This is a genomic window from Yinghuangia soli, from assembly GCF_021502675.1.
In the GTDB taxonomy this organism is placed as follows: domain Bacteria; phylum Actinomycetota; class Actinomycetes; order Streptomycetales; family Streptomycetaceae; genus Yinghuangia; species Yinghuangia soli.
Genome location: NZ_JAKFHA010000001.1, coordinates 125,400 through 142,035, shown reverse-complemented (window position 1 = coordinate 142,035; position 16,636 = coordinate 125,400). Strand labels below are relative to the sequence as shown.

The 16,636-nt window shown below is 72.0% G+C and carries 16 protein-coding genes; 8 read left to right on the top strand and 8 right to left on the bottom strand.

Annotated elements, in window-relative coordinates; all coding sequences use genetic code 11:
- Positions 1 to 64 precede the first annotated feature (64 nt).
- Complete coding sequence (locus tag LZ495_RS00640; protein WP_235049764.1) at positions 65 to 562, top strand: SUKH-4 family immunity protein; 498 nt, start codon at positions 65 to 67, stop codon at positions 560 to 562.
- Positions 563 to 1,083: 521 nt separating this feature from the next.
- On the top strand, positions 1,084 to 1,824 hold the full coding sequence (locus tag LZ495_RS00635) for a GNAT family N-acetyltransferase (protein WP_308267430.1): 741 nt from the start codon (positions 1,084 to 1,086) through the stop codon (positions 1,822 to 1,824).
- A gap of 3 nt (positions 1,825 to 1,827) precedes the next feature.
- Here the strand turns inward: LZ495_RS00635 and LZ495_RS00630 are convergent, their stop codons facing one another.
- Positions 1,828 to 2,715, bottom strand: coding sequence for a hypothetical protein (locus LZ495_RS00630; protein ID WP_235049762.1), 888 nt, complete (start codon positions 2,713 to 2,715; stop codon positions 1,828 to 1,830).
- 149 nt (positions 2,716 to 2,864) lie between these two features.
- Between LZ495_RS00630 and LZ495_RS00625 the strand changes: the two genes are divergently transcribed.
- Positions 2,865 to 3,968 (top strand): hypothetical protein, encoded by a 1,104-nt coding sequence (locus tag LZ495_RS00625; protein WP_235049761.1) that lies wholly within the window; start codon positions 2,865 to 2,867, stop codon positions 3,966 to 3,968.
- A gap of 124 nt (positions 3,969 to 4,092) precedes the next feature.
- Here LZ495_RS00625 and LZ495_RS00620 read toward each other — a convergent pair whose 3' ends face one another.
- Positions 4,093 to 4,935: a MerR family transcriptional regulator gene (locus LZ495_RS00620; RefSeq protein ID WP_235049760.1), complete on the bottom strand. Its 843-nt coding sequence runs from the start codon at positions 4,933 to 4,935 to the stop codon at positions 4,093 to 4,095.
- 114 nt (positions 4,936 to 5,049) lie between these two features.
- On the opposite strand from LZ495_RS00620, the gene LZ495_RS00615 reads away from it, so the two are divergent.
- Positions 5,050 to 5,562: a YfbM family protein gene (locus tag LZ495_RS00615; RefSeq protein WP_235049759.1), complete on the top strand. Its 513-nt coding sequence runs from the start codon at positions 5,050 to 5,052 to the stop codon at positions 5,560 to 5,562.
- Positions 5,563 to 5,575: 13 nt separating this feature from the next.
- On the opposite strand, the gene LZ495_RS00610 is transcribed toward LZ495_RS00615, so the two are convergent.
- Together LZ495_RS00610 and LZ495_RS00605 are read right to left on the bottom strand one after the other, a co-directional pair.
- Positions 5,576 to 6,199 (bottom strand): hypothetical protein, encoded by a 624-nt coding sequence (locus LZ495_RS00610; protein WP_235049758.1) that lies wholly within the window; start codon positions 6,197 to 6,199, stop codon positions 5,576 to 5,578.
- 41 nt (positions 6,200 to 6,240) lie between these two features.
- Positions 6,241 to 6,921, bottom strand: coding sequence for a GNAT family N-acetyltransferase (locus LZ495_RS00605; RefSeq protein ID WP_235049757.1), 681 nt, complete (start codon positions 6,919 to 6,921; stop codon positions 6,241 to 6,243).
- A 110-nt stretch (positions 6,922 to 7,031) separates the two neighbouring features.
- On the opposite strand from LZ495_RS00605, the gene LZ495_RS00600 reads away from it, so the two are divergent.
- A complete protein-coding gene (locus tag LZ495_RS00600; protein WP_235049756.1) occupies positions 7,032 to 7,937 on the top strand; it encodes a DUF6932 family protein in 906 nt (301 codons plus the stop codon).
- A 53-nt stretch (positions 7,938 to 7,990) separates the two neighbouring features.
- Here LZ495_RS00600 and LZ495_RS00595 read toward each other — a convergent pair whose 3' ends face one another.
- Positions 7,991 to 9,214 (bottom strand): serine hydrolase domain-containing protein, encoded by a 1,224-nt coding sequence (locus LZ495_RS00595; protein ID WP_235049755.1) that lies wholly within the window; start codon positions 9,212 to 9,214, stop codon positions 7,991 to 7,993.
- Positions 9,215 to 9,473: 259 nt separating this feature from the next.
- Between LZ495_RS00595 and LZ495_RS00590 the strand changes: the two genes are divergently transcribed.
- Entirely contained in the window at positions 9,474 to 9,749 is a 276-nt protein-coding gene (locus tag LZ495_RS00590; protein ID WP_235049754.1) for a hypothetical protein, read from the top strand.
- Here the strand turns inward: LZ495_RS00590 and LZ495_RS00585 are convergent.
- Entirely contained in the window at positions 9,734 to 10,945 is a 1,212-nt protein-coding gene (locus LZ495_RS00585) for a helix-turn-helix domain-containing protein (RefSeq protein ID WP_235049753.1), read from the bottom strand. The two genes, LZ495_RS00590 and LZ495_RS00585, sit on opposite strands and share 16 nt — an antisense overlap.
- 88 nt (positions 10,946 to 11,033) lie before the next feature.
- Here LZ495_RS00585 and LZ495_RS00580 point away from each other — a divergent pair, with 88 nt between their 5' ends.
- Positions 11,034 to 11,471 carry an ester cyclase gene (locus tag LZ495_RS00580; RefSeq protein WP_235049752.1) on the top strand — a complete coding sequence of 146 codons (438 nt, stop codon included), beginning with the start codon at positions 11,034 to 11,036 and terminating at the stop codon, positions 11,469 to 11,471.
- A gap of 108 nt (positions 11,472 to 11,579) precedes the next feature.
- On the opposite strand, the gene LZ495_RS00575 is transcribed toward LZ495_RS00580, so the two are convergent.
- Together LZ495_RS00575 and LZ495_RS00570 are read right to left on the bottom strand one after the other, a co-directional pair.
- On the bottom strand, positions 11,580 to 12,305 hold the full coding sequence (locus LZ495_RS00575) for a hypothetical protein (protein ID WP_235049751.1): 726 nt from the start codon (positions 12,303 to 12,305) through the stop codon (positions 11,580 to 11,582).
- Between the two features lie 97 nt (positions 12,306 to 12,402).
- A complete protein-coding gene (locus LZ495_RS00570) occupies positions 12,403 to 13,833 on the bottom strand; it encodes a TerD family protein (protein ID WP_235049750.1) in 1,431 nt (476 codons plus the stop codon).
- Between the two features lie 279 nt (positions 13,834 to 14,112).
- On the opposite strand from LZ495_RS00570, the gene lon reads away from it, so the two are divergent.
- Positions 14,113 to 16,515: an endopeptidase La gene (lon, locus tag LZ495_RS00565; RefSeq protein ID WP_235049749.1), complete on the top strand. Its 2,403-nt coding sequence runs from the start codon at positions 14,113 to 14,115 to the stop codon at positions 16,513 to 16,515.
- The last annotated feature ends 121 nt before the right edge of the window (positions 16,516 to 16,636 follow it).

Here is a 16,636-nt window from a genome sequence, read left to right as displayed (position 1 = left end):
TCGTCAATGGCTCGGCGGGATCGAAGGGCGGCGAGTAGTGGGAAAATGTGAGCAAGTTCTTGACTTGCTGAAGCGACCTCTCGCCGACCTGGTTGTCCCTGCGGAGCAGACGTTGCCGGATCCGGAGGCCCTGGGTGGGTGGAAAATCCCCGAGATCGACCGCCTGTCACTCGCGCGCTGGGGGCTTCCGGTGATGGGCAGGGTGAATTTTGATGCCTGCATTTCTCGGGCTGTCGTGCCGAGGTGCAGCGATCAGGGGCGCGCATATTTCTCGCTCGGAACCTGGATCGGGCTTGAAATTGCGGTGGATGTCCCGTCCGGTGCAGTGTGGGGGCTGTCGTCCGACGGCTGGCACCGGGACAACTATTACATCAATTCATCGGTGAGCCTGCTCGTCGATTTTGCCTGGCGATGGTATTGGGTTTCGCAGATCGAGGACGACGAGCTCGGCGGCGACTACTACGAGAGTTGCCACCTGTTTCTCGATGCCGTGGCGTCCGAAGACCCGGATGTGAAAAGTCGGCGTCATTCGCTGTGGCGGGCGGTTGTACTGCCTGCCTGACTCGTCATGCTGCGGCGCCGTGCTACGTGTGCGCGACGGTTACGGCCGATCCGCTGAGGACGGGGTCCGAGCGTGACGGTCACCGTTTCAGGCAGCACTTCTGCGTGGACCTCGCGACCATTCCCGTCGGTTGGGGGAGGCAGTCCGGAATCAGGAACTCGAGCCGCGGGCCGCCGCAGCCTGCAATCGTCCTTCGCGAGGTCGGATGGGCACAGTTCGGTGCTGTGCTGGGAGTATCCGGGGGCTGCGCAGTTGGCAGTCGACTGGACACCAGAGGCGATCTACGGGAGTAGCTGCGGATGAGGGGTCCGGAATTGGTCGGCGGGGTTGTGGTTCGTCACCTGGTCGGAGCCGAGGAAGTGGCGCTCTTTTGTGGGTTGCCCTATGGGTTGAACCATGAGTTGGCGGACGACCTCGCTGCGGGGCGGCGGCGGGTTGAGTGGATGTGGGTGGCGCTCGGCGGGGATGGGCGGGTGCTGGCTCGGGTTGCCTGGTGGGCGCCTCGGGCGGGGGAAGCGCCTGTGCTGCTGGACATCTTGGATGTCGACGATGCGGCGGAGGGCGTCGACCGGGTGGGGGTTGCGGCGGCGTTGTATGACGTGGCGGCGAAGGCTGTGCTGGGGGATGGGGCGCCGGTCGGGTACGTGCGGTTCGTGGAGCCCGGGTGGCGGGCGGAGCCGGCGGTGCGGCGCGGGGTCGAGGAGCGCATGGCGGTGCTGGAGCGGGCCGGGGCTCGGTTGATGGTTGAGCGGCTGCGGCTGGATTGGACGCCGGAGGCGGGGACGCGGGAGCCCGATGGGCGGCTGGAGTTCCGTGCGGTGCGCGATGACGCCGAGTTGATCGGCATGATGACCGAGGTGCTGGACGGGACGCTGGATGCGCATAGTTTGGCGGATCTGGAGACGATGACCGCGCGGGAAGCGGCCGAGGCGCAGTTCCGGGACGAGTTCGCGGCGTACACGACTCCGCGGGAGTGGTGGCGGGTCGCGACCTTGCCGGGGAGCGGCGAGCCGGTCGGGTTCGTGGTCGCGGCGCGGAACAGCTACAACCCGATCCTGGCGTACATCGGCGTGCTGCCGGCGTTTCGGGGCCGCGGGTACGTGGACGAGGTGGTCGCGGAGGGCGTGCGCGTGCTCGCGGCGCAGGATGATGTGCCGCGGATCCGGGCGTCGACGGATTTGGGCAACGTCCCCATGGCGGCGGCCTTCGAGCGGGCCGGGTTCCGGGCGTTCGAGCATGCGCTGCACATGGCCTGGGAGTAGTGGTCAGCCGGGCCGGCGGATCAGGGTGCCGGTGCTCAGCAGCGGGGTGTGGCGGTCGGCCGACTGCGCGTCCGGGTAGCTGACGATGGTGATGGTGTCGCGGGCGGTGAGGGTCAGTACCGACCACATCCGCGCGCCGCAGGCCTGGGAGCGGGCGGGGACCACCTCGACGATGATGCGGTTGCGTTCGACCGGGTGTACGGCCGTTGCGGCGAGGATCAGGTTCGCCTCGCAGGTGCCGCGGGCCGGGGACGTGGACTGGACGTCGCCTACGGTTGCCCCGACGGGGCCGCCCTTCAGGAGCATGGCGACGGTGAAGTCGGCGCGGTTGGGGGAGCCGGCGGTACGGGTGGTGCCGTGCCAATCGCCAGTGAAGGCGGTGGGCAACTTGGCTGAGGGGAAAGCAGGTTCAGCCGATGGGGCGCGGCTTTGCGGCTTGCCGGACGCGGGCTCGATGGCGATCTCGGTGCCCGGCGTGGCCTCGATGAGGATGTAGTTCTCGGCGATCTCCTGCACGACTTTGCCGGCGACGGTGACGCGCAGCTTCTCGTCGGCCTTGATCTCGTACGCGGTGTCGGTGGGCACGCCCGAGAGGGTCTGCCGGACGACGACCACGAGACCCGGGTCCTTCTTCGACTTGCTGTAGCCGAGACCAGTGTCGAAGGAGATGGTCCCCAGCGGCGTCACGAAGTTGCGGCCGAGGGTGACGGAGACGCCGTTCGTGCCGACGGACAGCTTGATGGGGCCGATCGCGTATCCGACCTGGGCCGAGGGGGACGGAGCCGAGCCGAACGTGCAGGCGGAGAGGACGAGGGCCATGGCGAGGAGGAGTGCGGCGGCCCGGGTACGGGACGGGCGGTGGCGCGCGTGGTCGGGTGGGCGTCGCATCATGATCCTTGCTCCCCCGTTGCAGGACCGGCCCGGGCGAAACGCTCGGTGGTCGGACCCTATATCGGTAAATGCGGTTCATACCTGGGTACTTCCCTCGGATCGGATGGCGCGAGCGGACTGTTGCCCCGGGTCGCGGGGCCGTGTATTGCTTGCGTGATCAGGGTCAGGACCAGGGCCAGGAGCAGGAGCAGGATCAGGAGCAGGACCCGGGGCGGTCGGGAGGCGTAGTGGACATCGGGGCAGCGCCGACACCGGCGGACATAGAGGCGGCGCGGCGGCGCAGGCTTGCCGAGGCCTGGGGGTCGCTGGTCGGCAGCCTGGTCCTCATGGGGGCGATCAGCGCGGTCGGCGGCTCCGCGGCCTGGGTCAAGGCGGTGGGCATGGTGGTCGTGGTCGCCGGGGCGTACCGCTTCATCACGCGCTTCGGCGGGACGCGGCCGACCACGCGCGCGGTGCAGCGCATCGCGGACGAACTGGGCTGGCAGAAAGTGACGTTCGTCGAGCAGGCGGCGGACGCTGCGCGCGATGTCGACGGGGTCGGGCGGGCCCGGTTGGTGGCCGCGGACGGCTCCGTCATGCGGCTCGGCCGCAATCCCTGGTCAAGCCGGAAGCGCAGGTACTTGGCCGAGGCGCAGGGCGGGCAGGTGTGGTTCGCCGGGGACTTCCGCACTTCAGGGGTCGTCGCTTTGGCCGGCGGTGCGGAGCCGCGGCTGGTCGGGCCGCCGTCGAACGGCTACCTCGAGCTGGGCGACCGGGAGACCGACCGCGGCGCCGGGGCCGCGGGTTTGGTCGAGGCCGGGACGTGCTTCGTGGCTGTGCCGGACCACGCGGGTGCGGACTTCGTGTACGACCACGCCGGCGAGGTACCGAAGACGGGCATCGAGGCGCCGCGGCTCGACCGGGACGGCGTGGCCGGGACCTTCCACATGGATGCGGACGGTTTCCGGGTCACCGATGGCGATGATGAATTCTCGCTGGCCTGGGGCGAGTTGGCCGAGGTGGTGTTCCTCGGCAAGGGGCTCGTCGGCCTGCTCCGCGGTCCGTACGACGGGACCTGGGTGCATCCGCCGACCATGGGACGCAACGGCGCCTTCGTCGTCTCGCTGACCGCGGGAGCGGACCTGCAGGCCGGACTGGCCGGTGGTTCGGACGCAGCGGCCGCCGCACTCGTGCACTTCGCGGCGGAGTCGGGGGCGCGGGTCAAGGTGCTGCTGCCGGTGCACGCCCCGTACATCGAGACATCCGCCGGATAGTCCCAGGAAGGGGTATCCGAGAGCGGCGAAGGCGGAGAGCAGGGGACGCGGACGGCGTCCCCCTGCCCTCCGCGCTCTCGTCCCAGGCGGGGGGAGGCCGGGACGCGAGGGGGAGTCGGCGTTGTCAGGCCTTCCGCACCGGCTCCTGCAGTTCGGTGACCCATTCGTTCTCGTCCGGCGGGCACTCCAGGTACAGCTCGCGGGCGAAGCCGGTCGAGACGTACTCGCTTGCGTCCAGCCAGGACACCAGGCTGTGGATCGTGGGCATGAGGTCCTGCATCGCCCCGCGGTGCACGATCGTCGCCGCCTCGACCTCGGGGAGCGTCACCACGGTGAAGTCGGCCGTGGTCACGACCTCGGGGCCGACGGTCATCGCGGCGTGCACGATGATCTCGCTGTCACCCGGCCGGACCTCGGCACCGCCCTCGGACGCGGGTTCGTAGTATGCGATGCCGGGTCCGAAGCCCCGGATCCCGGCGGCCTCCAGGCGGCGGCACAGCTCCTGGAACAACGGCCCCACGGCCGGTCCGATGTGCTGCGGCTCGTAGCTCTCCGCGGTCGTGGTCAGTTCGGCGACGCGGACCGCGGGCAGGGTCTTCAGGACGACCTCGTCAGTGGCCATGAGGCCTTCTTCCTCGATGGTTCGGAGCCGCGCCTCGACCTGGGCGAGCCGCGCGGTCTCGGCAGCGACCGACGCGGCCAGCTCGGCACGGCGCAGCCGCAGCATGCCGCGCAGCTCCTCGGTGTCGACCTTGTCGTCGAGGATCGCCCCGACCTGCTGGAGGCTGAAGCCGAGTTCCTTGAGCGCGATGATGCGGTTGAGGCGGGCAAGTTGGGCGGCCGAGTAGTGCCGGTAGCCGGTCGACGGATCGACACGGGTCGGGCGCAGGAGGCCGAGGGCGTCGTAGTGCCGCAGCATGCGGACGGACACGCGGCCGTGCCGGGCGAAATCTCCGATGGTGAACATGACTCCTCCACTCCACTGCCTGACACCGTGTCATGGTCAAGCCGCCGGGCGATTCACCGGCACGGAGCAATGCGCCCGGCCGGGAATGTCGGGTGTGCGAACTACAGTGCGCGCATGAGCATGATCGGTCGGTACTTGCGCGTCAGCCCGGAGCAACTGGCCACAGCCATCGCCGACCCGACCGCGGCGCTCGACGAGGTGTACGCGGTCGTCGACGCCGAGGAGGAAGCCGAGCCGCCGACGCGCGAGGCCCGGCACTACTCCACGTACAAGGCGTGGGGTGCGCTGGAGTTCCTGTTCGACCGGTACGGGTTCCCGGTCAACGTCGTGCACGGCGAGATCGCGTTCGCCCCCGGCGAGGACTGGGGCTACGGCGAGCCGCACTACCTGCCCGTCGAACGGGTGCGCGAGGCGGCCGCCGAGCTGGGCGAACTGACGTACGACGCGCTCGTCCGCGGCGTGGACCCGGCCGAGCTGAAGCGCGCCGACGTCTACCCGGGCCATTGGGACCCGGACGATGGCGAGGACGATCCGCTCGCCTGGCCGCGGTCCTGGTACGACGACCTGGTGGTGTACTTCGGCGCGGCCGCGGAGTCGGGCGACGCGATGCTGCTCTGGCTCGACTGACCGGGCCGCTGCCTCAGTCGGCGACGAGGCCGCCCCAGAATTCGACCTCAGGGGCGCCTGCCGCCGCGGGAACCGGCAGTCCGGCCACATCCTGCGCCCCGAAAGCCCGTCCGAGGTAGTCGGCCAGCGAAGCGCCGCGGACCTCGACCTCGGTACGCCGCACCGCGAGCACCGGCAGCCCCCACGCGTCCGCGATGCCCGGCAGGTAGCAGTTGCCGTGCACCGGGACCAGGCGCGGGGCCTTCGCGAGATGCCAGCGGGCCGACTTCAGCGCGTGCTTGCGCTGCGCGGGCCTGGCACCCCACGCCGCGGGCCAGAAGCCGGCGTTCTCGACGTCGAACACCACCCCCTCGGCGGGCAGGCCCAGCTGCATGCGCAGCGCGGCCGGGCCGCCGTCGCGCCAATCCGGCCAACCGGGACCGAGGGGCAGCGCGGCTTCCAGCATCAACCGGTGCTCGGGGGCGAAGGCGATGCCGTACGCCTCCTCGACCGCCCGCAGTTCGTCCGGTTCGAGGCCGGGGGCGTACGCCACACCGCCCGCGTCGAGGAGCTGCCGCAGGTCGTCGGCGGAAGGACGGGCGGGGAGCGAGGAGCCCGTGGAATGCGAGGAGTGCGGGGGAGGAGCAGTGCCGGTCACAGTCGCAGACTGTAGCCCGGCGCCGCCCGCACCCCGCGGGCTCACGCGCCGTCGAACAGGATCCCGGTCAGCGGCGCATGCGTGGTCCAGCCCAGGTGCCCGTACAGCGCCTGCCCGTCGTCGGTGGCGCCGAGGACGGCGAGGCGGGAGCCGGACTCGCAGGCGGCGTTCTGCAGGCTGCGCATCACGACGCTGCCCAGGCCGCGGCGCTGGTGGCCGGGCACCGTCTCGATCTGGTCGGCGACGGCCGGCGCGCCGGGGGCGGGGACGCCGATCTGGCCGCGCGCCGCGAGTTCGCCGTCGCCGGTCGTGGTCACCACGACCTTGGTGAGACCGCCGTGCGTCCACGAGGCGACCCGGTAGCCGTCCGGCACCCGGACCTCGGCAGGGGTGAGCGGGATCGACATCAGGTACCCGGCGTCGTCGAAGCGCCAGCCGGGGGCGAGCAGCGCCCGCAGGTCGTCCTCGGCGGCGAAGACCTTCAGCCAGGTGTGCGGCGCGGCCGTCTCGACGAGCTTGCGCAGCACGGCTTCGTCGGCGAACGGCAGCACATGCCGCCGGACCTGTTTGGCGAGGCCGACCTCGACGGTGAAGCCCCAGGGTTCGACGACCGGCGGCGCGGCCGCGCGCGAGACCACCCAGCCCTCGACCCACGCGCGGACGAGCGCCGGAATGTCGTCGGTGGTCTCGGCGGATCCTGCTGCGCTGATCCGGTCGTTCATGGCACCTCCGCCTGTCGGAATGGGTTAGATCTCAGAGATCGCAATCCGCTCGCGGCCGCGAAGATTCCCGGCGGAGCAGTACGGGGGGATACAGAAGGGGTGAAACTGCCGTGACGCACCTGCCGTGGCCGGACCCGGAGAGCGGACTCCTGCCGCCCGGACGGCACACCGCATCCCTCGCCGAGATGCACGCGGTATTCGTCGCCGGGCCGTCCGACGCTGGAACCGGGGCAGGATCCGACGCCGCGTCCGGCGCGGAACGTCCGGTCCGCGAAGAGCTGTGGGACGAATGGCAGCGCCACATCCGCCTGGTGGCCGCGGAGATCGGCGGCATATCCCGAGTGTGGATCGGCGGCAGTTTCACCACGGGGGCACCCGAGCCGCACGACGTCGACGTCACGTACCTGATAGCCGCCGGCACCTTCGACCGGCTCGGCCCCGGGCAGGTCGCCGCGCTGTACGACCTGACCGACAAGGACTGGTGCGTGCACCACGGCATGCGGGTCGACGCGTACGCGATCCGCGAACCGGCACCCCGCGGCACCTGGCGCGGCCGCGACTTCCTGGCCGCACGGGCGACGCGCGAGTCGTTCATGGACCTCGGCATGTACGACGAGGTCTGGCAGGCCGCGCGCAGCAGCGGTCCGAGCGGGACGGCCCGGCCCAGGCGCGGATACGTCGAGATCCGCATCGATACCGGCTTCGATACCGTCATGGATACGGGCATCGACGCGGGCGTCGTGGCCGCTGCCGGGCCCGCGGCCGGGGGAACCGCAGAAGCCGCGGTCGGCCAGGCCGGCCCCGACAAGCACGCCGAGGAAGACCAGCACGCCATGGAAGCCGCGGAAGCCGTCCGGGCCTGGCTCCGCGAAGCCCGTGCGCGCCACGCCCCGAACACCGATCCTCCCGTCACCCCGCAGGACTTCACCGCCGCCCAGCGCCGCCGCATTCTGTCCGGTCTCGGCATCCGACGGGCCGAACCGCCGCGGAGCAGCCTGCCGCCCGCGGGCTCCTGACCATCGCTGCAGACGGTCCGCCGACGCGCGCCGGTCCGGAAGCTGCCGCGCGGTCAGGCGTCGAGGGCGGCGTACGCCGTGTTCCAGAAGTCCTCGTACAACGCTGCGCTGCCCGGGGTCTCGAACGTCGCCTGGCCCAGCAGGATCCCCGTCACGTCCTCGGCCGGGTCGCCGGCCCACGACGTGCCCATCCCGCCCTCCCAGCCGTACCGGCCCGGAGTCGCGTACAGCTGGTCCCGGGCGGTGACGACGGAGACGCCGAACCCCCAGCCGCGGGATTCCGGCGGCCCGGCCAGGTAGTGGTCGCCGGACTGCTGCGCGGGGGTGAGGTGGTTCCGGGTCATCAGCTCGACCGAGGCACGGGACAGGAGGCGCCCGCCCGGGCAGGTTCCCTTGTCCAGCAGCAGGCGGCCGAACCGGAGGAAGTCGTCGGCAGTGGAGACGAGATCGGCGCCTGCATCGGGGAACGCGGGCGGGTCGGCCCACTTGCTCGACGCGTCGGCGAGGTCGCTCGGGACGAGCACACCGCTCTCGCGGTCGAGGCGGTAGGCGGTGGCCAGCCGGTCGCGCTTGTGCGGCGGCACGTGGAACGCCGTGTCGGTCATCCCGAGCGGGCGGAACAGCCTTTCCTGGTACAGCTCTTCGAGCCCGGTCCCGGTGGCGCGGACGAGCAGGGCGCCGAGGACGGTGCTGCCCGTGTGGTACAGCCACGAAGCGCCCGGCTGGTGCAGCAGCGGCAGACCGCCCAACCGCGCGAGCCAGTCGTCGAGGCCGCTCGGCGGTGTGGTCTTCGGTGGTCCCGGGGCCAACCCCGCGTCGGCCAGCGCCTTCTGTACCGGATAGGTCCCGGGGGCCGCGAGCAGAGCGCCATAGCCGAGCCGGAACGTCAGCAAATCCCGGAGCGTGATGGGGCGTTCGGCGGCGATCAGATTGCCGGGGTCGGCGGGGTCCGCGTCGAGCGACCGGAGCACCCGCCGGTCGGCGAGCTCCGGCAGGAATGCGTCCACCGGGTCGTCAAGGCGCAGCACGGCCTCCTCGACCAGCATGAGCGCCACCACGGCGGTTACCGGCTTGGACATCGACGCGATCCGGAAGATCGTGTCGCGGGCCATCGGACGGCCGCCGTCGAAGGCCGTGCTGCCGACCGCCTCGACCCAGACGTCGTCGCCGCGCGCCACCACGCCCACCGCACCGGGCAGAGCACCCTGCTCGACGTGCTTGGCCATCGCGTCGCGCACGCGGCCCAGTCGGGACCGGGAGAGCCCGTCCGTGCTCATGCTGCCGCCTCCGGAGTGCAATGGGGGTCGTCCGAGTCGTCCGAGTCGTTCAGTCGTCCGAGTCGCGTCCTGCCGGGCTTGCGATCATTCGACCCTACTGTCCGGCGCCGACAATCGGCCGCAGCGGCAGGCGGCCACTGTCCCGGCGGTGGCCGTTGACCTCGTGCGCGCGGTCGTTCAGGCTCGGGGACCGGGAACGTCGAGAAAGGTGGCCGGGGTGGGGACCTGCGGGGCGTGCGGTGGCGGCGGATGGCTGCCGATGGACGGCATATGCAACGGCTGCGGCGGATCGGGACAGGGCGTCGGCGACCTGTCCTGCGGAGGCTGCGGGGGCGGCGGGCGCATGCAGCAGATGCAGCCGTGCCCCAGCTGCGGCGGGTCAGGCGGCTTCGCGGACCACGGCGGTTACGCGCAGCAGCAGTACTACGGGCCGCCTCAGGCTCCGATGTCACGTGGTCAGCGCATCCGCAGCAAGGTCACGAGCCTGCTCGTCTTCGCGGTGCTCGCCGGGTACGTCTACTACACGACGCGCTGAACCGGGTCGGCTGAAGCCGCCGACGCCGCCGACGCCGCCGACGGGTTGTACCAGCCGTACGGGCTCGGCAGCGCGCCGCCTCGCGTGGCCGGGGCGTAGTGACGGCCGAACAACTCGGCGACGAGATCCCGGCGCGAGGACACGTCCGCCTTGGCGAGGATCGACTTGAGATGGTCCTGCACCGTGTACGGGCTGATGTGCAGCCGCTCCGCGATGTCCTGGGTGGACCGGCCTTGCAGGACCTGTTCGGTGATCTCCCGCTCGCGCGCGGTCAGACCGTACGCCCGCACCATGACGTCGGCCAGATGCACCTGGCGGGCCGGTTCGATGACGACCGCCACACGGGACGGCGGCTCGGCGCCGGAGCCCGCTGAGTCCCCGACGCCTGGGGAGGCCGGGTCCAGCGCCGACCCGTGCAGCAGCAGCCAGCCTCCGTCCCGGCGCGGGAGCCGCGCCTGGGCAGGCTGGTCGCCCCGCCCGGCGGCCGCCGCACGGGCCGCCGCGGCGACCGAGCGGATGACCGACGGCACCACCGCCGACGCACCCGTGATCTGCGCGAGCCAGTACGCAGCCTGAGGGGTCGTCTCGGCCACGGCACCCGAGCCGTCGGCCACCAGGACGCCCGGGGCATCGGAGCCCGCCGGCAGCCCGGGAGGCTCGGCAGCCGCGTCGCGCAGCATGCCGCGGCGCAGCCCGTCGGCGATCACCGGCGACAGTGCGGCCAGCAGGTCGACGTCCGCAGGAGTGAACGGCGGACCGCCGAACCGGTATGCCGCCAACGCGCCCCAGCAGTCCTCGCGGTCCCGGAACACTGCCCGCAGCTCGTCGGTGACCCCGAGCGCGCCGAGCAGTTCGCGCCAGCGCACCGAGCGGGAGAGATCGCCGCCGGTGGCCGCATGCAGCGTCGCGGCGGGTACCCGGGCCGGGGCCAGATCGCGGATCCGGTTTACGTCGTCGGCACGGAACTCCAGCTCGAAGAGCCGCTGTTCGGCGTCGTGGTCCTCGTCCATGCCGATCAGCACGCAGCTCGTGAAGAGCAGCGTCGCCGGGTCGGTGGTCGACCACGCCGCCACGTCCCAGCCGACCAGCGGACGCAGCGCCGCATCGACGTCGGCGCGGAACTCGTCCAGTCCGGTGGCCCGGTGCGAACTGCGGAGGATCGCGCGGCGGGCGCGCTCGAGGGGCGATTCGGACATGCCCCCAAGCCTATGCGGGGCCGCGGCCGGCCAGGATCCCCGGTTTCTGGGATGGGCCGCCGCGCGTACCGCTCCTAGCGTCATCGGCATGGAAACCACGAGCACGACCGCACAGGCGGAACGCAACAAGGCGGCGATGCGCAGGGTCTATGCGGAGGCCTTCGACCAGGGCCGGACCGAGGTCCTGGACGAGCTGTTCGCCCCCGACGCCGTCAACCACACCGCACCGCCCGGGCACCGCGACGGCATCGCGCCGCTGCACGCACTCGTCGCGATGCTCCGCACGGCGTTCCCCGACGGGCGCACCGAGATCGAGGACATGGCCGCGGACGGCGACACGGTGGTCATGCGCAACTGGTACGCGGGCACCCACCTCGGACCGTTCCTCGGCCACGCGCCGACCGGCCGGGCGTTCCGCTTCCGGCAGATCCACTGGATGCGCTTCGGCGCCGACGGCCGTATCGCCGAACACTGGGGCGTCCGGGACGACGTGGCCCACCTCCAGCAGCTCGGCATCATCGCCTGAGCGACGGACCGCGGTGGAGGGGGGGACACGCCACCGCGCGGCGGGTCGGCCGGGAGGGGAGCCCGGCCGACCCGCACAGCCTCTGCCGCGCCGGATCGGCGCTCCGGATCAGCCGCCCACCTTCGCGGGCAGGTCCGAGGCCCGGATCTCGTCCGCCCACGGCTGCTGCAGGGCGTCGATCAGCCGGTAGGGCGCGTCGACGAGCACCTCGACGTCCGGCCCGTACGGCTCGGCCTCGCGCACCCGCGCGGCGACCGCCGCCTCGTCGCCCTCGACGAACACGACGTCCAGCGAAAGGCCTTCGCGTATCGCCGAGGTCAGACTCCACACCGCGTGGACGCCGTCGACGGCCACCAGCCGCTCCGCACGCCCGGCGGCTTCGGCGTCGCCGCCTCGGCGCTGCGCCACGAGCACACCGGTGTGCCCGACGAACGGCACCTCCTCGGCGGGCAGCCGGATCGCCGGGTCCCCGGCGGCCACCGCCGACACGAAGACGTCCCCGTCCCGAACGGCCTTCTTGTCGGCGGGGAACGCCATGCGGCCCGCCGCCTCGAGGCGGTCGCGCAATCCGGTCATGCCCTGGAACGCCGCAAGCGGGTCGCCGATCAACGTGTAGATGGTGAGGAAGGTCGACCGCCCGCCGGCGAACGGCGAGCCCTCGGCGGCCCGGCGCGCGGCGTGCAGGCCGGGCGGGGCGACGTAGCGGCGGCTGTGCAACACCCCGTCGAGCAGCAGGTTGGGCGGCGTGTGCTCGAGGTCGTACCAGCGGTTCCAGTCCTCGATCACGTCCGCGTCGCAGTCCAGCGCGGCGAAGATGACGCCTGTCGGTCGCATACCGGTGCCCTTCCGTCGTCCGCTCCCTCGGCCGTCGGCCGGAGCCCGAACTGTCTACCGCCGACCGGTCGCGGCCGGAAGGGGCATCCGGTCCGGCCTAGAAGGCGAAGCCGTCGCCGTCGTCCTTGAACTCGATCGGCCCGACGTCCATGGCGAAGCTTCCGTCCGGGAAGAGGACGGGCCGTGCTTCCATCCAGCCGCCGCCGTACTCCTCGATGTGCCGGATGGCCACACCCTCGGGGGCGGTGAAGTCCACCAGCGCGATGGCGACCCAGTAGGAGTCTTCGCTGTCGGAGTACAGCGGTGCGTTCACCGCATTGCCGCGTCCGTCGGACACCACCGCCCGGACGCCGAAACTGCGGAAGCTGCCGGACCCGTTGTCGAGCGCGCTGTAGGCGCAGATGAGCACGAAGCCCTGGCGGGCCGGCTGCGCGATGCGGATCGTCTCGATGCCGGGTACCGCGTGGTCCTTGTCGAGCGCGGCGTACGGCGGCTGCTGAAGGCTGCCGAGGTTGTTCCAGTAGACCGTGCCGTTGCCGGGACCGATCTCGGCCATGAGGACGCAGGCCTGTTGCGGCTCGGACAGTTCGAGGTCGTCGACGCGCCGGCCGATGGTGGCCGGGGAGGCACCGGCGACCCGGTCGGCCGGGATGAACAGCGCGTAGAGGTCGAGATCCGCGCCGAGTTCGCGCCGCCGGTCGCTGCCGCCGTCCCACTCGAGGGTGGCGGTGACGACGCATTGCGGGTCGCCCTTGTCCAGGGAGATCGAGGCGGACGCAGCCTTGTTCAGGTCGATTTTGCTCAGGACGGGCGCGGCCCCCGCCGGAGGAGCGGCCGGGGGCGCCGGGACTCGTACGGGCGCGGCAGCGGCCGCGGGCGGGGCAGTAGAGGTCGGCGACGGAAAAGCCGGGGAAGGAAAAGCCGGGGAAGAAAAGGCCGGGGCCGGAAAAGCCGGTGCCACGACCGGGGCCGGCTCCGGAGCCGCGACCGCGGCCGGCGCACTCGGCTCCTCCTCCGCCACGTCCACCCCGAAGTCCGCCGCCACCCCCGCGAGCCCGGATGCGTACCCCTGGCCCACCGCCCGCACCTTCCAGCCCGTGCCGTGCCGGTACACCTCGGCGAGCACGGCCGCGGTTTCGCCGCGGTCCAGTGGCGGCGGTGCGAACGTGAAGGAGGCCGAGCCGCCCGTGGCCGTGGTCGCGGCGCGGATGCCGCGGATCGCAGCGAGGGTCGTGCCGGCCGGTGCCGCGACGTCGACCGCGGCCACGATCGCGATGCGCTGCACGCCGTCCGGGACCGCCGCGGGGTCTATCTCGATACGCGCACCACGGGCGGCCGGCACGAACCGCACCGCGCCCGCCTCCGCCGCCGGGTTGTTGAAGAACACCATGTCCGCATCACCGCGGACCTTCCCGGCCGACCCGAGCAGCAGCGCCGAGACGTCGAGCCCCACGCCCTCGCCCCAGCTCACGTCCACCGCGACAGGGCCGTGCGGCAAGGCCGCATTGGCTCCGGGAAGAAGATCCATCTGTACTCCAGGCTCCAGGCTTCGGACGGGCACGGGGCAGCGGCACGACGCAGACCAGACGGAACCGTATCGGCCCGGATGCGCGGCCGCCGGGGAATCCGCCGAAGATCCCCGGCATGCCGAAGCGCACATCTGTTCGGTGCAGACGCCCTGGTCGGAGCGTGTTCGCTGTGAGCGATCAGATCCGCGGGGCGGGCGGGAATGTTGCGGGGCTCTTCTTACTTGAGTCAGGTCAGCGCAACGTACGGAAGAGAACCGACGACTCAAGGGGAACCCACCATGAGCGACACCACCTCCGGCATCCTGACCCTCCCGGTCCTGCCCCTCGACGACATCGTGGTGCTGCCGGGCATGGCGGTGCCGCTCGAGTTGGACGACACCGAGACCCGTGCCGCCGTGGACGCCGCCCGGGCGCTCCCCGGGATACCGGCCGGGAAGGGCAAGGCGCAGGTACTCCTCGTCCCCCGCGACGAGGGCCACTACCCGGCGATCGGCACGGTCGGCGTGATCGAGCAGATCGGCCGGCTGCCCAGCGGCGAATCGGCCGTGGTCGTGCGCGGCACCGCCCGCGCCCGCATCGGATCGGGGACCACCGGCCCCGGCGCGGCCCTGTGGGTCGAGGCCACCGTCGTCGAGGACGGCGCGGCCGACGAGCGGGCCGAGGAGCTGGCCCGCGAGTACCGCGCGCTGGTCACCACCATCCTCGGCAAGCGCGGCGCCTGGCAGGTCGTCGACTTCGTGCAGCAGATCGAGGACGCGAGCGAGCTGTCCGACAACGCCGGGTACGCGCCGTACCTGTCGCAGTCCCAGAAGATCGAGCTGCTGCAGACCACCGACCTGACCGAGCGCCTGGAGAAGGTCGTCGGCTGGACCCGCGACCACCTCGCCGAACTCGACGTCGCCGAGACGATCCGCAAGGACGTCCAGGAGGGCATGGAGAAGACGCAGCGCGAGTTCCTGCTCAAGCAGCAGCTGGCCGCGATCCGCAAGGAACTCGGCGAGCTGAACGGCACGCCGGGCAGCGAGGAGGAGGACTACCGCGCCCGCGTCGAGGCCGCCGACCTGCCGGAGAAGGTCCTGCAGGCCGCGCTCAAGGAGGTCGACAAGCTCGAACACGCCTCCGACGCCTCGCCGGAGACCGGCTGGATCCGCACCTGGCTGGACACCGTCCTGGAGATCCCCTGGAACGAGCGCACCGAGGACTCCTACGACATCGCCGCGGCACGCGCCGTCCTGGACGCCGACCACGCGGGCCTCGACGACGTGAAGGAGCGCATCGTCGAGTACCTGGCGGTCCGCAAGCGCCGCGAGGAGCGCGGCCTGGGCGTCATCGGCGGCCGCCGGTCCGGTGCCGTGCTGGCCCTGGTCGGCCCGCCCGGGGTCGGCAAGACCTCGCTGGGCGAGTCGGTCGCGAAGGCGATGGGACGCGAGTTCGTGCGCGTCGCCCTCGGCGGCGTACGCGACGAGGCGGAGATCCGCGGCCACCGGCGTACCTACGTCGGCGCGCTGCCGGGCCGCATCGTCCGCGCCATCAAGGAGGCGGGCAGCATGAACCCCGTCGTCCTGCTCGACGAGATCGACAAGGTCGGCTCCGACTACCGCGGCGACCCGACCGCGGCCCTCCTGGAGGTCCTGGACCCGGCCCAGAACCACACCTTCCGCGACCACTACCTGGAGGTCGAACTCGACCTGTCCGACGTGGTGTTCCTGGCCACCGCCAACGTCCTGGAGGCCATCCCGGAGCCGCTCCTGGACCGCATGGAGCTGGTCCGCCTGGACGGCTACACCGAGGACGAGAAGGTCACCATCGCCCGCGACCACCTGCTGCCCCGGCAGCTGGACAAGGCCGGCCTGGACGCCACCGAGGTGTCGTTCACCGAGGACGCGCTGCGGCTGCTGGCCGGCGAGTACACCCGCGAGGCGGGCGTGCGCACGCTCGAACGGGCGATCGCCCGCGTGCTCCGCAAGATCGCCGCGAAGCAGGCCCTGGACGACGTCGAATTCCCGGTCGAGGTCGGCGTCCTCGACCTGGTCGACTACCTCGGACGGCCGCGCCACACCCCCGAGGCCTCGCTGGCCAAGGAGGAGCAGCGCACCGCCGTCCCGGGCGTGGCGACCGGCCTCGCGGTGACCGGCGCGGGCGGCGACGTGCTCTACATCGAGGCGTCGCTCGCCGACCCGGAGACCGGCGCGACCGGCGTCACGCTCACCGGCCAGCTGGGCGACGTCATGAAGGAGTCCGCGCAGATCGCGCTCTCCTACCTGCGCTCGCGCGGGGTGGAGCTCGAACTCCCGGTCGGCGACCTGAAGGACCGCGGCGTGCACATCCACGTGCCGGCCGGCGCGGTGCCGAAGGACGGGCCGAGCGCGGGCGTCACCATGACGACGGCACTCGTGTCGCTCCTGACCGGGCGTCCGGTCCGGTCCGACGTGGCCATGACCGGCGAGGTGTCGCTGACCGGGCGCGTGCTGCCCATCGGCGGCGTCAAGCAGAAGGCGCTCGCCGCGCACCGGGCCGGGATCACCACGATCCTGGTGCCCAAGCGCAACGAGCCCGACCTGGACGACATCCCGGCTGCGGTGCGCGAGGAGCTCACCATCCACGCCGTGTCGGACGTCCGCGAGGTGCTGGAACTGGCCCTGGAGCCGGCGGTGACGCGGCAGCGCGTCGCGGCGGCGTGACGGCGTGACATCCGAGCCCGACTCCACCTGAAGGAAGGACCCCCGGCGGGGGGGGGGGGGGGGGGGGCCCGCCCCCCGGGGGGGGGGGGGGGGGGGGGGGGGGGGGGGGGGGGGGGGGGGG

What these genes read in the sequence shown, in the direction of transcription:
- LZ495_RS00630 (WP_235049762.1), bottom strand. Translation starts at nt 2,715, where the DNA reads ATGATGCGACGCCCACCCGACCACGCGCGCCACCGCCCGTCCCGTACC.
- LZ495_RS00620 (WP_235049760.1), bottom strand. Translation starts at nt 4,935, where the DNA reads ATGTTCACCATCGGAGATTTCGCCCGGCACGGCCGCGTGTCCGTCCGC.
- LZ495_RS00615 (WP_235049759.1), top strand. Translation starts at nt 5,050, where the DNA reads ATGAGCATGATCGGTCGGTACTTGCGCGTCAGCCCGGAGCAACTGGCC.
- LZ495_RS00605 (WP_235049757.1), bottom strand. Translation starts at nt 6,921, where the DNA reads ATGAACGACCGGATCAGCGCAGCAGGATCCGCCGAGACCACCGACGAC.
- LZ495_RS00595 (WP_235049755.1), bottom strand. Translation starts at nt 9,214, where the DNA reads ATGAGCACGGACGGGCTCTCCCGGTCCCGACTGGGCCGCGTGCGCGAC.
- LZ495_RS00590 (WP_235049754.1), top strand. Translation starts at nt 9,474, where the DNA reads ATGGACGGCATATGCAACGGCTGCGGCGGATCGGGACAGGGCGTCGGC.
- LZ495_RS00585 (WP_235049753.1), bottom strand. Translation starts at nt 10,945, where the DNA reads ATGTCCGAATCGCCCCTCGAGCGCGCCCGCCGCGCGATCCTCCGCAGT.
- LZ495_RS00580 (WP_235049752.1), top strand. Translation starts at nt 11,034, where the DNA reads ATGGAAACCACGAGCACGACCGCACAGGCGGAACGCAACAAGGCGGCG.
- LZ495_RS00575 (WP_235049751.1), bottom strand. Translation starts at nt 12,305, where the DNA reads ATGCGACCGACAGGCGTCATCTTCGCCGCGCTGGACTGCGACGCGGAC.
- LZ495_RS00570 (WP_235049750.1), bottom strand. Translation starts at nt 13,833, where the DNA reads ATGGATCTTCTTCCCGGAGCCAATGCGGCCTTGCCGCACGGCCCTGTC.
- lon (WP_235049749.1), top strand. Translation starts at nt 14,113, where the DNA reads ATGAGCGACACCACCTCCGGCATCCTGACCCTCCCGGTCCTGCCCCTC.